Annotated in this window: 14 protein-coding genes and 1 pseudogene; 13 read left to right on the top strand and 2 right to left on the bottom strand. The window is 70.0% G+C overall.

The features are described 5' to 3' along the window. Nucleotides 1-34 precede the first annotated feature (34 nt). Nucleotides 35-976, bottom strand: a complete 942-nt coding sequence (locus ACFYRX_RS44645; RefSeq protein ID WP_389112892.1) for a LysR family transcriptional regulator — start codon at nucleotides 974-976, stop codon at nucleotides 35-37. A gap of 72 nt (nucleotides 977-1,048) precedes the next feature. Between ACFYRX_RS44645 and ACFYRX_RS44640 the strand changes: the two genes are divergently transcribed. Genes ACFYRX_RS44640 through ACFYRX_RS44630 form a run of 3 tightly spaced genes read left to right on the top strand, consistent with a single transcriptional unit; the run spans nucleotide 1,049 to nucleotide 3,496 of the window. After that, nucleotides 1,049-1,903 (top strand): alpha/beta fold hydrolase, encoded by an 855-nt coding sequence (locus tag ACFYRX_RS44640; RefSeq protein ID WP_389112890.1) that lies wholly within the window; start codon nucleotides 1,049-1,051, stop codon nucleotides 1,901-1,903. Then, nucleotides 1,900-2,712 carry an LLM class flavin-dependent oxidoreductase gene (locus ACFYRX_RS44635; RefSeq protein WP_389112889.1) on the top strand — a complete coding sequence of 271 codons (813 nt, stop codon included), beginning with the start codon at nucleotides 1,900-1,902 and terminating at the stop codon, nucleotides 2,710-2,712. The genes ACFYRX_RS44640 and ACFYRX_RS44635 overlap by 4 nt, the downstream gene beginning before the upstream one ends. A gap of 13 nt (nucleotides 2,713-2,725) precedes the next feature. Next, entirely contained in the window at nucleotides 2,726-3,496 is a 771-nt protein-coding gene (locus ACFYRX_RS44630) for a class I SAM-dependent methyltransferase (protein ID WP_389112888.1), read from the top strand. 37 nt (nucleotides 3,497-3,533) lie between these two features. On the opposite strand, the gene ACFYRX_RS44625 is transcribed toward ACFYRX_RS44630, so the two are convergent. Beyond that, a complete protein-coding gene (locus ACFYRX_RS44625) occupies nucleotides 3,534-4,331 on the bottom strand; it encodes a FadR/GntR family transcriptional regulator (protein ID WP_389112887.1) in 798 nt (265 codons plus the stop codon). Nucleotides 4,332-4,662: 331 nt separating this feature from the next. Here ACFYRX_RS44625 and ACFYRX_RS44620 point away from each other — a divergent pair, with 331 nt between their 5' ends. The 10 genes and pseudogenes from ACFYRX_RS44620 to ACFYRX_RS44575 form a co-directional block, all read left to right on the top strand. Further along, complete coding sequence (locus ACFYRX_RS44620; protein ID WP_389112886.1) at nucleotides 4,663-6,018, top strand: ABC transporter substrate-binding protein; 1,356 nt, start codon at nucleotides 4,663-4,665, stop codon at nucleotides 6,016-6,018. Next, the gene (locus ACFYRX_RS44615) at nucleotides 6,015-6,929 is read left to right on the top strand and encodes a carbohydrate ABC transporter permease (protein WP_389112884.1); all 915 of its coding nucleotides are present in this window, start codon (nucleotides 6,015-6,017) and stop codon (nucleotides 6,927-6,929) included. Before ACFYRX_RS44620 ends, ACFYRX_RS44615 begins: the two co-directional genes overlap by 4 nt. Before the next feature lie 55 nt (nucleotides 6,930-6,984). Then, the gene (locus tag ACFYRX_RS44610) at nucleotides 6,985-7,896 is read left to right on the top strand and encodes a carbohydrate ABC transporter permease (protein ID WP_389112882.1); all 912 of its coding nucleotides are present in this window, start codon (nucleotides 6,985-6,987) and stop codon (nucleotides 7,894-7,896) included. A 35-nt stretch (nucleotides 7,897-7,931) separates the two neighbouring features. Then, nucleotides 7,932-9,917, top strand: a complete 1,986-nt coding sequence (locus ACFYRX_RS44605) for a hypothetical protein (protein WP_389112880.1) — start codon at nucleotides 7,932-7,934, stop codon at nucleotides 9,915-9,917. A gap of 64 nt (nucleotides 9,918-9,981) precedes the next feature. Continuing rightward, nucleotides 9,982-10,329 (top strand): L-rhamnose mutarotase, encoded by a 348-nt coding sequence (locus tag ACFYRX_RS44600; protein ID WP_389112878.1) that lies wholly within the window; start codon nucleotides 9,982-9,984, stop codon nucleotides 10,327-10,329. A gap of 37 nt (nucleotides 10,330-10,366) precedes the next feature. Beyond that, nucleotides 10,367-11,281 (top strand): amidohydrolase family protein, encoded by a 915-nt coding sequence (locus tag ACFYRX_RS44595; RefSeq protein WP_389112876.1) that lies wholly within the window; start codon nucleotides 10,367-10,369, stop codon nucleotides 11,279-11,281. A 117-nt stretch (nucleotides 11,282-11,398) separates the two neighbouring features. Next, the gene (locus ACFYRX_RS44590; RefSeq protein WP_389112874.1) at nucleotides 11,399-12,442 is read left to right on the top strand and encodes a zinc-binding dehydrogenase; all 1,044 of its coding nucleotides are present in this window, start codon (nucleotides 11,399-11,401) and stop codon (nucleotides 12,440-12,442) included. Next, nucleotides 12,439-13,197: an SDR family oxidoreductase gene (locus ACFYRX_RS44585; RefSeq protein ID WP_389112873.1), complete on the top strand. Its 759-nt coding sequence runs from the start codon at nucleotides 12,439-12,441 to the stop codon at nucleotides 13,195-13,197. Before ACFYRX_RS44590 ends, ACFYRX_RS44585 begins: the two co-directional genes overlap by 4 nt. Further along, entirely contained in the window at nucleotides 13,194-13,697 is a 504-nt protein-coding gene (locus tag ACFYRX_RS44580; protein ID WP_389112872.1) for a bifunctional 4-hydroxy-2-oxoglutarate aldolase/2-dehydro-3-deoxy-phosphogluconate aldolase, read from the top strand. The genes ACFYRX_RS44585 and ACFYRX_RS44580 overlap by 4 nt, the downstream gene beginning before the upstream one ends. Further along, a pseudogene (locus tag ACFYRX_RS44575) lies at nucleotides 13,657-13,749 on the top strand (kinase); the annotation flags it as partial. The gene ACFYRX_RS44580 and the pseudogene ACFYRX_RS44575, both read left to right, overlap by 41 nt. Nucleotides 13,750-13,824: the final 75 nt, after the last annotated feature.

Raw genomic sequence — 13,824 nt, 5'->3', positions numbered from 1 at the left:
CCGAGCACGGGAGTTGGGCCCCCTGAGTGACGTATCACCCCGTCGACGTGGCCCATGCGACCGGCGGGGCGAGTTCGGCCGCGACCTCGACGGCGATGTCGACGGCCCGGGCGGCGAGCGGTGAGTGGATGCGTCCTGCGCGCCAGTGCAGGTAGATCTCCCGTGGCGGCAGGGTCGGCCGCAGTTCGTGGACGCTGAGTCTGGCGTCGGACGGGACGTCGGCACCGCGGACGGCGAGCCAGGGCAGCACGGCCGATCCCAGGCCGGCTCGCACCATCGACAGCAGGGTGTCGTTGACCGCGGTGCGGAACACGATCTGCGGACGTGCGCCGCTGCGGGCGACGGCCTGCTCCATCAAGGGCTGGTCGCAGGTCAGTGGCCAGGCCACCATGGGTACGCCGTCGAGCCGCTCCAGCGGGACCGGGCCTTCCGGGAAGGTGCCGGCCCTGGCCACCAGCAGATACGGGTCGTCGAGCAGTTTGCGCTGCTCGACATCGCCGTCGATGCGTCCGTCGTAGAACAGCAGATCGAGGTCACCGATCTGCGGCTGCTCCGGCTCTTCCTCGAACAGCCTGATGTCGCAGCCGGGTTGCTCGTCCCTCAGCCGGCGTACGACCGCCGGAAGGATCACGTTGGACACGCTCTGGAAGGTGCCGATGTCGATCCGGCCGTCCCCCGCCTTGAAGCGGTCCACGGCGTGGGCCAGTGCCTCTGCCCGTTCCAGCAGTGCGCGACCGTGTTCCAGGACCACGGAGCCGAGCGGTGTGAGCCGCACGGCCCTGGGACCGCCCGGCCGGTCGAACACCGGGCCGCCGACGGTCCGCTCCAATGCGGCGATCTGCTGACTCACCGTCGACTGGGTGTACCCGAGACGGGCGGCGGCCCGACCGAACGAGCCCTCCTCGACGGCGGCGGCCATGGCCGCCAGATGGCGCAGCTCGATGGTGCTCACACATGGAAGGGTAGCGGCACTCATCGCTCCAGGCGATCGAATCGATCGGAAATCATCGCTTTTCACGATGGACTCGTCGGTTCTAGCGTGCTGGACATGACCTCACATCACTCTCACGGCGAGCAAGTCCTGGTGATCAACGGCGTCGAGCTGTGCGTCGAGACCTTCGGAGACCCCGCGGAACCGGCGGTCGTGCTGGTCGCCGGTGCCGCCGCCTCGATGCTCTGGTGGGATGCCGACCTGTGCGAACAGATCGCCGCCCATGGGCGGTTCGTGGTCCGCTACGACCATCGCGACACCGGCCGCTCGACCTGTTGCCCGGCGGGGCAGCCGGCGTACTCGTTCACCGACCTGGTCCGCGATGTGCTCGGCGTTCAGGACGCCCTGGGCATCGAACGCGCCCACATGGTCTGTCAGTCGATGTTCGGCGGGATCGGACTCATCCTCGGTGTGGACCATCCTGAGCGGGTCGCGTCGCTGACGTTCGTGTCGACCTCGACCGGTGCCGACGACCTGCCACCGCCGTCGAACGATCTGGCCGTCGGAGCCGAGCCGGACGTCGCCGACGCGGCCGCGGTCGTCGAGTACGTCGTCGCCGGCGCCAGGGCGTACGCGGGTGGCTCGCCGTACTTCGACGAGGCCGTGATCCGGGCGTTGGCCGAACGTGACGTGGCACGCGCCAGGAACTACGCGGCAACCCTCGTCAACCACTTCGCCGTCCAGCCCGAGGGTCCGGTGCGAGGCGGCTTCGGCGACATCGTGGCGCCGACGCTCGTGGTCCACGGTGACCACGATCCGCTGCTGCCGCCGCCTCACGGCGAGGCGCTGCGCGACGCGGTCCCCGGTGCGGAGCTGCTGGTCCTCAAGGGGGCGGGACATGACCTGCCGAGGCCGGTGTGGGAAGAGTTCGTGTCGACTCTGGTGCGCCACACGCGAGGGGGCCGGCCGTGAACGGGCTGCGCTCGGCGCTCTGGCTGCCACTCTTCGACGACCTCGCCGACCCGCGGGTGGTCGCGCGCGTCGCGGCCGACGCGGAGGAGGCCGGATGGGACGGCTGTTTCGTGTGGGACCAGCTGTGCTGGCGGGCTCCGGTCCGGCAGGTAGCCGACCCGTGGATCGCGCTGGCGGCGATCGCGACCTCGACCGAGCGGCTCCGGCTCGGCCCGATGGTGTCGGTGCTCGCCCGTCGACGGCCGGCCAAGGTCGCGCGGGAGACCGCGACACTGGATCGGCTCAGCGACGGCCGCCTCACCCTCGGTGTCGGCCTCGGCAGCGACCGGTTCGCCGGTGAGCTGTCCAGGACCGGCGAGGAGCTCGACGACCGGAGGCGAGGGCGGATGCTCGACGAGTCCTTGGCGATCCTTGCCGACGCCTGGTCGGGAGAACCGGTGCGCCGTCGCGGCGAGCACTACACCGTCGACGACATCACGTTCCTGCCGCGGCCGGTCCAGCGTCCGGGCGTGCCGGTGTGGGCCGCCGGGTTCCCGGGCAACGTCCAGCCGATCCGCCGGGCCGCGCGGCTCGACGGCTTCTTCCCCGCCAACCTCGAGCACCCGGACCAGCTCGCGGAGGCCGTAGGCATCCTCACCGATCTGCGCCAGGGCGAGATGACCTCGTTCGACATCGCCGTGAGTCTGCCGCTGGGCGTCGATCCCGAACCGTACGCGAGAGCGGGCGCCACATGGTGGCTGCCGGAGTTGGAACCGGGTGCACGGCTCGACGCCGTGCAGGGTGTACTCCGTGACGGTCCCGCGGTGTGAGAAGGAGATCCCAATGTTCGACTACGACTCGGAGCTCGCCCGGTATCAGGAGCGGCTGTCGCAGGCCCTCGGCATCCGGCGCGGGGATCGTGTCCTCGACATCGGTTGCGGCACCGGCCTGACCACCCGGGACGCCGCCCGAGCCGCGGCACCGGGCAGTGCGCTCGGCGTCGACGTCTCGGGGCCGATGGTGGCGCGGGCCCGCGAGCTGGCCCGGACGGAGAGGGTCCGCAATGTCGAGTTCGTGGAGGCCGACGCCCAGGGCCATGATTTCCGGCCGGGGTACTTCAGTCTCGGCATCAGTCGGTTCGGGACGATGTTCTTCTCCGATCCGGTCGTCGCGTTCGCCACCATCGGGCGAGCCCTGCGTCCGGGTGCGCGCTTCGTGCAGCTTGTCTGGCAGGCCGCCGACCGCCAGGAGTGGCATGTGGCCATCAAGGCTGCTCTCTCCGACGGCCACCCGTCAGCGATGCCGACCTCGGCCGCGGGCGATCCGTTCACCATGGCCGATCCACAGGTCATCAGCGATGTCCTGTCCGCGGCCGGTTTCACGGCCGTGGACGTCGTCGAGGTGTGCGAACCCGTCTATTACGGACCGGACGCCGAACGCGCACATGCTGCCGTACTCCAGCTGGGCATGGCGAAGGAACTGATCGCCGATCTGGACGCCGTCCCCGTCGAGCGCGCACTCGACCGGCTTCGCGTGACGCTCGACGCGCACGACACGGGCGACGGCGTGTGGTTCGACTCCCGCGCCTGGCTGGTCATCGCGCACCGCCCCTGACCGCACCCCGGGCCGCGCGCCACCCGGCACAACGGCCCTAGCCGAACAGTCGCCGCTGGATCTCCCGCCGGTAGTCCTCCAGCGTCCTGTCCAGGTGCACCGCCGTGGCCTCGCCCGCCTCGTCGGGGCGGCCGTCTCGGATGGCCCGGTAGATCGCCTCGTGCTCCTCGACCGCCGACGCGGTGTGGTCGCTGAACGTGTCGTGGATGCCGATCGCGCTCGACTGTCGCTGCAGGCGTCGTGCGTCGCGCACCGCGCTGACGAGGAAGGCGTTGTGCGAGGCCGCTGCCACAGCCATGTGGAAGTCCTCGTCCCCCTGGTTGAACACGTCGACCTCACCGTGGGTGAACCCGTGCCGGCACTGCTGCATGGCGACCTCGACGGTGCGCAGCTCGGCGGGCGTGGCCCGCGTGGCCGCCAGGCTGCTCGCGGCGACCTCCTGAACCCGGCGGAACTCGAACAGCATGAGGACGTGATCGAGGTCCACGGGCCGGAAGAAGCCGCCCCACCGGCTGGTGATCAGCATGCCCTCGTCGTCCGCGACGAACAGTCCGCGCCCCTTGTGTGCCCGGACACGGCCGAGTGCAGAGAGGATCTTCACGGCCTCCCGCACCACTGCTCTGCTGGTGTCCAGCCGCTGGGCCAGATCGTTCTCCGTGGGCATCCGGTCGCCCGGCTCCAGCCGCGACTCGGCGATGAACTCGAGGATTCGTTCCGCCACGATCTCGTATCCGGGCCGGTAGTCACTCCGCTCTTCTTTGGCGTCGGTCTGCGCAGCCGCGGCGGGAGGGGCCTGCGCTGACAGGGGCGCTTCAGTCGCGGGCGTGTTCTCCATCTGTCCTGCCTCCGGGTGACTGCGTCGAGAGCGGCGGACCGCTGTGAAGCCGCAGTCATCGTACCTCAGCCCAGAATGAGTCGTACTCATAATCATCAATCTTGCCCGGCAGCGCCAGCTCAGTGATAGGACAGAGCGCTATACATCGGAATTATGCGGGTGAATGACACTCCATGATCGGCTACAAGTTGCCCAAAAGAAGCGACACATACCCTTGACTTGCTTCGCGATAGGGCGGCTAATTTCTTCACAACGGCAGCGCTTCAGCTGTCCGTGGCACCGACGCCCGGCCGGGACGGCATGGGCGCCTGCAAACCCAGTGGAGTCGCTCATGTCCGTCAACACCTCGACCGGCAGGACACTGCCCAGCACGAGACGTCCGGCGCTGCTGGCCGCCTGTGCCGCCACCGTGCTGCTGACCGTGTCCGCCTGTGGCAGCGGCACCAGCACCACGACCAGCAAGGACGGCTTCGCCCAAGCAGCGCAGAAGGACGGCGCGTTGACCGTCTGGGTCGACTCCACCCGCCTGGCGGCGGCGAAGCAGTACCAGTCGCTGCACCCGGACGTGAAGCTGGACATCGTCAGCTACGACGGTGACGCCAACGGCTCGAACTACCTGCAGACGAAGGTCCAGCTGTTCAACCGCACGCACAAGGGCTGGCCGGACGTCGTGTTCAGCTCCCAGAACAACGAGGCCAGTTGGGCGGTCGACGCGGGCTTCGCCGCACCCCTCAACAAGGGTTTGATCCCCTCGGCGACCCTGGGGCAGTTCGCCAAGGGCGCCAACGACGTCTGCACGGTCGACGGCACCGTCTACTGCCTGCGCAACGACCTCTCCCAGGCGGTGCTCTGGTACAACGCGCCGCTGCTGAAGAAGTTCGGCTACGCGGTGCCGACGACGTGGGAGGAGTACCAGGCCCTCGGCGAGAAGGTGGCCAAGGAGCACCCCGGCTACCTCGTGGGTGACGCCGGTGACTCCTTCACCCCCGAGATCTACCTGTGGGCGAGCAAGTGCGGCGCCAACCACATCACCGGCCCCAAGGCCGTGTCGGTGAACACCACCAGCGAGGCCTGCACCAAGATGGCCCAGCTCATGGACGTACTCATCAAGAAGAAGTCCATGTCCATCAGCGGCGTCTTCAGCACCGACTTCGCCAAGAACGAGGCCGACAAGGTCCTGCTGATGCCGGGCCCGGCCTGGTTCGGCGGCGCGGTGTTCAGGGACACCCTCAAGGTCCCGGCCCAGCAGATCGCGGCCGCGCCCATACCGCAGTGGCAGTCAGACACCTCGCCCTCCACCGGCAACGTCGGCGGGGGCACCTGGCTGCTGTCCCAGCACTCCACCCACATCAAGGCCGCCACCGACTTCCTGACGTGGGTCACCACCGACAACGCCTACCAGGGCGAGAAGGCGCCCGGCTACCCGGCCTACGCGCCCGCCGCCGAGAACTGGCTGAAGGCGCAGGACGCCGCCGGTTACTTCACCGGCGACCTCGGCGCGCTCAAGGCCGCCGCCTCCCAGGTCTGGCCGGAGTGGGGATCGGGCCAGTTCAGCCAGGAGGCCATCTGGGCCGCCACCGTCAAGCCGGGCATGACCCAAGGCAAGTCCATCGCCTCCCTGCTGCCCGCCTGGCAGGACTCCATCGTCAAGTACGCCAAGTCCAACGGCTACAAGGTCTCCCAGTGACGCTCAGCCACTCCTCGGCCGGCTCTGCCCGCCGGCGCCCTCGCGGCGCCGCTCGGCAGAGCCGGGCCGGCGTCGCCTTCGTCGGCGCCTACGTACTCCTGCTGATCGCCTTCGGCGTCCTGCCGACCGGATACGCGATCTACTTCGCCTTCACCGACGCCGGGGGCACGTTCACCGGTTTCGCCAACTTCGTCAGCACGGCACAGGACTTCCGCTTCACGGACGCCGTGAGCCATGTCGCGCTGTACCTGGTCCTCTGGCTCGTCTCGCTGGTCGTGTTCGTCGTGGGTCTGGCGCTGCTGCTGCACCGCCTGGCCTCCGGCCCGCTCAGCCAGGTGCTGCGCTTCCTCTACTACATCCCCGGAGCGCTGGCCGGCGCCGCGAGCGTGCTGGTGTGGCTGTTCATGCTCGACCCGACGGTGAGCCCGGTCAGTTCACTCCTCGGCACGCTGGGATTCCACACCTTCGGCGAGGTCATCGCTCCCGGCAACCTGGCCCTGCTGTTCACGATCGTCGCGTTCTGGACCGGCGCGGGCGGCTGGATCGTCGTCACGTACGGGGCGCTCAACAACATCCCCCAAGACGTCATGGAGGCCGCCCGCATCGACGGCGCCAATGCCTGGCAGACCGCCTGGCGGGTGCAGATCCCCATGCTCCGCAAGTGGATCGTGTACATGGTGATCATCGCGTTCGCAGGGGGCGCCCAGCTCTTCGTCGAACCGCAGCTGCTCTCCCTCGCCAGTGTGGGAGTGGCCGGACGCGACTACTCGCTCAACCAGCTGACGTACGACTTCGCCTTCCAGATGAACAACATCAACGGCGCCGCCGCGGTGTCGGTGGAACTCCTGGTCGTCAGCGTGTCCGCGGCCGCCCTCTTCGTCACACGGTCGGGATTCTTCGATGCCGACTGAGACCTCTTCCACGCCGGCCGCAGCCGGTGCGCGTACGGAACGGGAACCGAGCCCCATGAGCAGAACCCTCCACCGGGCACCAGATCGGCCCCGCCGCTCCGTCGTACGGCACCTGCCGTCCCGGCTGCTCGCGGGCTCCGTCCTGGTCGTCTTCGTGGTGTTCTTCGTGCTGCCGGTGCTGTGGCTCGTCCTCGCCGCGACCAAGACCGACCAGCAACTCGTCCACGACAACCCGCTCTCCTTCGGCTCCTGGCACGCGCTCGAGGCCAACTGGCACGCGCTCACGGCGTTCCAGGACGACGCCGTCCTGCTGTGGCTGCGCAACTCCGCCCTGTACTCGGTGATCTCGCTGGCCATCACGCTCTGCGTGGCCGTACCGGCGGGGTACGCGCTGGCGATGACCGAGTTCCGCGGCCGACGGGCCCTGCTCATCGCGACGCTGGTCGTGATGCTGATGCCGAACGCCACACTGGTGGTGCCGCTGTTCCTGGAGCTCAACGCCGTACGCCTGATCGGCACGATGTGGTCGATCATCCTGCCGTACGCGTTCTACCCGTTCGGCGTGTATCTGACGTACATCTACTTCACCACCGCCGTGCCCAAGGACCTGCTGGCGGCGGCACGGATGGACGGCTGTTCGGAGTTCGGGGTCTTCCGTCACATCGCGCTGCCGCTGGCCACCCCGGTCATCGCACTTGTGGGCTTCTTCAGCTTCGTCACCAACTGGACCAACTACTTCCTGCCCTACGTGATGCTCCCCGAGAGCGACCAGATGCCGATCCAGGTGGGCGTCGGCAGCCTGCTCAGCAGTGTGCCGCAGTTCAATCCGACGGTCGGCGACCTGGCGATCGAGCGGCCGCAGCTGGCTCTGGCGACGCTGGTGGCCATCACGCCGGTGCTGGTCGTCTTCCTGTTCGCCCAGCGCTTCCTGGTCAGCGGGATGCTCGCCGGAGCCACCAAGGAATGACGCTCATGCCGCCACCCCGAACGGAGAACTCTTCCATGTCCCACAGATCTGCCGACCACACCTCGAAGGAGGACGCAGGGGCCTCCTCCCCCGAGGTCCGGGCCACGGTTCCGCTGCTCGAACCACCCGGCTGGGCCGTGTCCCAGCGGGCCCTGTTCGACCTGCTCGACCATGCCTGGCGCCGCTTCGAGCAGGACTTCACCGGCCCGGACGGACGGCTGAACTACAACGGCCCGCTCACCACCCGTGACGGTGTGGACGACTTCTACGAGGTGTTCTTCAACTGGCCCCAGCTGTACCTCCTCGGCGGCGCCGACGATCTGCTGCCCGCCAGCGAGAAGCACTGGGAGGGCGTGACCCGCCAACTGACCGAACTGGGCATGCTGCACGACGAGTTCGAGCGCGGCTACGACTGGTTCCACCAGGGCGAGAGCCTGCTGCTGCTGTACTTCCTGTGCATGGCCGCCCCCGAGCGCTGGTCCGAACGCGCCCTGCGCTTCGCCGAGTTGTACGTCGACCCGGCCAAGGGCAACTACGACCCCGAACACCGCGTCATCACCCGCCCGCACAACGGCAGCGACCCGGACCGCCAGGGCCTGTTCGACGGTGACGTCTATCCCTGGATGCTCAAGGAAGCCCGGACGTACGGCTATCCGCTCGACTGGATCCCCGAGGCGGCCGGCGGCCCGTTCCCGCTCGACGCGGACCCGCGTCTCGGCGCGCAGATGCGGGAGCGGATGGGCGTCGGCGACACCGCGGTCGACCTCGCCGCGGCCGGACTGGTCCTCAACGCCTGGATCCTGTCCGGCGAGCAGCGCTACCGCGACTGGATCGTCCAGTACGTGGGCGCGTGGCGCGAGCGGACCGAGGCCAACGGCGGCCTCGTCCCCGACAACGCCGGGCCCGACGGGGTCGTCGGCAGCCTGCTGGAGGGCCGCTGGTACGGCGGCCACTACGGCTGGTCCTGGCCGCACGGCTGGCACAGTGTCGGCCACGCGGCCTGTGTGGCGGCCCTCGCGGCGGCGACGGTCACCGGGGACGACGACTACCTGTCCATGGTGGCGACCTCACTCGACGCGCTGATCGCCCACGCCAAGGTGATGCCCCACACCGAGGCGGACTCCAGTCTCCCCTCCAAGTGGGTGGCCGAGCTCGGCCCGGACATCCACACACCCACCCCGCACCTCCCGTTCCGCCACAACGACGAGGGCTGGTTCGACTACAACCCGGCCACCCCGCCCGTGCCGGTGGCGCTGTGGCACCACACCGCCGCCGACGCCGACCGGGCCCGGCTGGAGCAGCTGCGCGAGGCCGACGGCATCGACTGGCGGACCGTACGGCCGTTCCGGGCCAAGGAGGAGTCCGGACACGAGAAGGCGTGGTTCGCCTTCCTCGCCGGTGACGACCCCGGCTACCCCGAGCGGATCCTCGCCGCCGCCCAGGCGCAGATGCGCCACCGGCTTCGGCGCATCGACCGCTATCGCGATCTGGACGTGGACGAGGCCGACATCCACGTGTGGCAGCAGTGCAACCCCGTCGCCACCGAGGCCCTCGTCCAGCTGACCTGGGGCGGCCCCCAGGTGATGTACAACGGCGGCCTGCAGCAGGCCCGGGTGCGCTATCACGACGCGGAGACCCGCCGGGCCGGCCTGCCGCCGGGCGTCGCCGCCCTGGTCAGCTCCATCGACCCCGAGGCGACGACCGTCGAACTGGTGAACCTCTCCCCCGACGTGGACCGCACGGTGATCGTCCAGGCGGGCGCCTTCGCCGAGCACACCATCACCGCGGTCCGCCACACGGCTTGCGCGGACGACGGCTGGATCGGGGATCTGTACGACTACGGTCATACGGAACCGGAGGTCACCGAGACGGAGGTGCCCTGTGACAGCTCCTACCTGACAGTCGGACTGCCCGCCTCCACCCGCATACGGCTCACTCTGCGGCTCCGGTTGCGCGCGGTGGCCCCCAGCTACCGCACACCGTTCGACACGTCCTCCTCGAAGACCGATCCCGAAGACTGATCCCCAAGACCGGTTTCGAACACTGATTCCGAAGACTGATTCCGAAGACGAACAGGGAAGCCCCGTGAAGCGCATCGCCCAGACCATCAAGCTCAGGCCCGAGCACCGCGAGGAGTACCTCGAACTCCACTCGGCCGTCTGGCCCGGAGTCGAAGCCGCCCTGCGCCGGGCGAACATCCGCAACTACAGCATCTTCCTCCACGGCGACATCCTGTTCGCCTACTTCGAGTACCACGGCGAGGACTTCGAGGCCGACATGGCCACCGTCGAGGCGGACCCCGAGACGCAGAAGTGGTGGAAACTCACCGATCCCTGCCAGGAGTCCTGGCCCGACCGGGGAGAGGCCCGCCAGTGGTCGGACATCCCCGAGATCTGGCATCTGAGCACGCCCGACGACGACACCACCGCCTGACACATCCCCTGCCGGACCGACCGACTTGGATCCCTCAGTGACCTCGACTCCCGTACTCGTCGACGCCCACCACCACCTGTGGGATCTCGACCGGCGCCCGCAGCCCTGGCTCGACGACCCCGCCGTGGCATCGATCCGCCGCACGTTCACCCTCGACGACCTGCGCTCCTCCGCCACCCACCGCATCGCGGGCCGTCGGCTGCACACCACGGTGGTCGTGCAGTGCGTGGCGGAGGTGGCCGAGACCGAGGATCTGCTCGCGCTCGCGGAGACAGAGCCGCTGATCGGGGCCGTGGTCGGCTGGGCCGATCTGGCCTCCCCGGCCATCGGCGACGTGCTGGACGCACTGCACGCCGGGCCGGGCGGCCGGTATCTGCGGTCCCTGCGCCACCTCGTCCAGGGCGAGACGGATCCGGGATGGCTGCAACGCCCCGACGTGGAACGCGGGATGCGCGCGGTCCAGGAGCGCGGACTCGGCTACGACGTCCTCGTGCGCAGCCACCAGCTCGACCAGGCGATCCGGCTGGCCGAGCGTTTCCCCGACCTGCCGCAGGTGCTCGACCACGCGGGGAAGCCGCCCATCGCCGGCGGCGAACTCACGGACTGGGAAGGCGAATTGCGGCGGCTGGCCGGTCATCCCCAGGTGACGTGCAAGGTATCGGGACTGATCACCGAGGCCGATCACTCCACCTGGACCACCGCGGACATCCGCCCCGTGTGGGACGCCCTGCTCACCTCCTTCGGGCCCGACCGGCTGATGTTCGGCTCGGACTGGCCGGTCGCCAACCTCGCGGGCGGCTGGAACCGCTGGGCCGCCACCGTCGACGAGCTGCTGGGCGCCTGCAGCGAGAGTGAGACCGAGGCGGTCCTCGCCGGCACGGCGACCGCCTTCTACCGTCTGCCCCCCGTCGCCAGGACGGCCGACGCCCCCACCCCGGCACACGGCACCTGACCGCACCGCCGCGGAACCGCACGACCCACGACCCACACCGGACACAGCGCCGCTGCCGAGCCATCGGGCAGCCGGCCTGCTGTGCCGTGCCCGCATTGAAGGGACCCCGAACGCACCATGCCCCTCGCCGCCCGCTACACCTCCGCCCGCACCCTGGACACGGCCCCCGTCCCGACTCCCCCGCCCGGCCCCGGCGAGGTGGAGCTGGCCCCCGCATACGTCGGCATCTGCGGTACCGACCTGCACATCTTCCACGGGGACATGGACGCCCGGGTCAGCGCGCCCGCCGTGCTCGGACACGAGATGTCCGGCCGTGTCGTACGCGTCGGACCGGACGTCGAGGGCTGTCGTCCCGGCGACGCCGTCACCGTGATGCCGTTGCGCTGGGACGACAGCTGCCCGGCCTGCCGCTCCGGCCACCGCCATATATGCCAGCACCTGGACTTCATCGGCATCGACTCCCCCGGTGCGATGCAGCAGCGCTGGATCGTGCCCGCCTCGACGCTCGTCCACGTCCCCGCCTACGTGCCGCTGGAGCGGGCCGCGCTGGTCGAACCCACCGCGGTCGCCGTGCACGACGTCGGCCGGGCCGGGGTGTGCCAGGGCGAGCGGGTCGTCGTGGTCGGCGGCGGCCCGGTCGGCGTCCTGATCGCGCTGGTCGCCCGGGACGCCGGTGCCGATGTACGGGTGGTGGAGCTGAGCGCCCACCGGCGTGCACTGGCCGCCGAGTTGGGGCTGATCACCTGGGATCCGACCGTGGATGACGTTCCCGACCTGGTGCGCGAGTGGACCGGGGACGCGGGTGCGGATGTCGCTTTCGAGGTGTCCGGCGCCGCGGCCGGTGTCGAGACGGCCGTCGAAGTGCTGGGCGTGCGGGGCCGGTTGTGCCTGGTGGCCATCCATTCCCGACCCCGCGAGGTGAACCTGCACCGCTTCTTCTGGCGCGAACTCACCCTCGTCGGCGCCCGGTTGTACGACCGCTCCGACTTCGAGCGCGCCGTGGTGCTGGTCGCGGACGGCACGATCCCGGCCGACCGGCTGATCAGCAAGGTCGTCCCGCTCACCGAAGCACCCGCCGCGTTCCAGGCCCTGGAGGCCGGCGGGGACGTGATGAAGATCCTCGTGGACTGCACCGACGACGCCCAGGGGGCCGCCGTATGAACGCCTTCGACCTCACCGGAAAGCTGGCCGTCGTCACCGGCGCCCGGCGCGGGATCGGCCGGGCCATGGCACGCGCGCTCGCCGAGGCGGGCGCGGATGTGATCGGGGTGAGCGCGTCCCTGGAGGCGGGCAGCGAGGTGGAGAAGGACGTCACCGCGGCCGGCCGGACCTTCGAGGCGATCCGCACCGACTTCGCCGACCCGGCCGCCGTCCGCGCGCTCGGAGCGGACCTGGCCGAGCGCACCCGGCCGGTGGACATCCTGGTCAACAACGCGGGCACGATCCGCCGCGCCCCTGCGGCAGAACACCCCGAGGCAGACTGGGAGTTGGTGCTCCAGGTCAATCTCAACGCGCAGTTCGCGCTGAGCCGGGCGGTCGGCGCGGCCATGGTGGCCCGAGGCCAGGGGAAGATCATCTTCACGGCCTCGCTGCTGAGCTTTCAGGGCGGCATCAACGTCCCCGGCTACACCGCCGCCAAGCACGGCATCGCGGGCCTGACCAAGGCACTGGCCAACGAATGGGCCCCGCACGGCGTCAACGTCAACGCCATCGCCCCCGGCTACATCGCCACCGACAACACCCAGGCCCTGCAGGACGACCCGGTCCGCAGCGAGGCGATCCTCGGCCGTATCCCCGCCGCCCGCTGGGGCACGGCCGACGACCTCGCCGGGGCCACGGTGTTCCTCGCCTCGGACGCCGCCGCCTACGTCCACGGCACCGTTCTGCCCGTCGACGGCGGATGGCTGGGCCGATGACCGCCGACCCGGCCTCCGTACTCGGCGGCGCACGGCTCCTGCTGGTGCCGACCGTCCGGTGTGCCGAGGTCATGTTCCGCACGCCGGACGCCGAGCAGGTCGTGAAGACGATGGCGGTCCATGGCGGCCTGGCCGTCGGCGCCGGGACGGTGCTCACCACCGAGCAGGCGGAGCGTGCCGTGGCGACCGGCGCCCGCTTCGTCGTCTCTCCCGGCCTCGACGAGGAAGTCATCGCCACCTGCCGGAATTTGGGGGTCCCCGTGGTGCCCGGCGTCGCCACCACCGGCGAGCTGATGCGCGCCCTGCGGGCCGGTCTGGACAGGTCCCGGACGCCCTCGCCGCCGTCGCCCCGGCCTGCTCGTGCTCGCGACGACCCTGCGCGAGGTGCCCTCGGCGGGCGTCAACGACTGGTCCGCGGCCGCCTGGTCGGCCGGGACCGGCTGTGTCACCGGACCGCGCATGCCCGGCCTGCACGTCCTGGACCGCATCGGCTCCGGTGACGGCTTCGCCGCCGGCCTGATCCACGGGCTGCTCACCGGCGCCTCCCTGGAACGCGCCCTCGCCTACGGCACGGCCCACGGCGCCCTGGTCATGACCACCCCCGGGACGTCTCCATGGCCACCCTGT

Source organism: Streptomyces sp. NPDC005374, from assembly GCF_042872225.1.
In the GTDB taxonomy this organism is placed as follows: Bacteria; Actinomycetota; Actinomycetes; order Streptomycetales; family Streptomycetaceae; genus Streptomyces.
Note: the sequence above shows the minus strand (reverse complement) of the source record. Positions and strands in the feature narration are given on the sequence as shown.

Bases quoted from the DNA above. Each gene is read 5' to 3' on its own strand.
- ACFYRX_RS44625 (WP_389112887.1), bottom strand. From the start codon at position 4,331: ATGGAGAACACGCCCGCGACTGAAGCGCCCCTGTCAGCGCAGGCCCCT.
- ACFYRX_RS44610 (WP_389112882.1), top strand. From the start codon at position 6,985: ATGAGCAGAACCCTCCACCGGGCACCAGATCGGCCCCGCCGCTCCGTC.
- ACFYRX_RS44580 (WP_389112872.1), top strand. From the start codon at position 13,194: ATGACCGCCGACCCGGCCTCCGTACTCGGCGGCGCACGGCTCCTGCTG.
- ACFYRX_RS44605 (WP_389112880.1), top strand. From the start codon at position 7,932: ATGTCCCACAGATCTGCCGACCACACCTCGAAGGAGGACGCAGGGGCC.
- ACFYRX_RS44645 (WP_389112892.1), bottom strand. From the start codon at position 976: ATGAGTGCCGCTACCCTTCCATGTGTGAGCACCATCGAGCTGCGCCAT.
- ACFYRX_RS44640 (WP_389112890.1), top strand. From the start codon at position 1,049: ATGACCTCACATCACTCTCACGGCGAGCAAGTCCTGGTGATCAACGGC.
- ACFYRX_RS44590 (WP_389112874.1), top strand. From the start codon at position 11,399: ATGCCCCTCGCCGCCCGCTACACCTCCGCCCGCACCCTGGACACGGCC.
- ACFYRX_RS44630 (WP_389112888.1), top strand. From the start codon at position 2,726: ATGTTCGACTACGACTCGGAGCTCGCCCGGTATCAGGAGCGGCTGTCG.
- ACFYRX_RS44620 (WP_389112886.1), top strand. From the start codon at position 4,663: ATGTCCGTCAACACCTCGACCGGCAGGACACTGCCCAGCACGAGACGT.
- ACFYRX_RS44585 (WP_389112873.1), top strand. From the start codon at position 12,439: ATGAACGCCTTCGACCTCACCGGAAAGCTGGCCGTCGTCACCGGCGCC.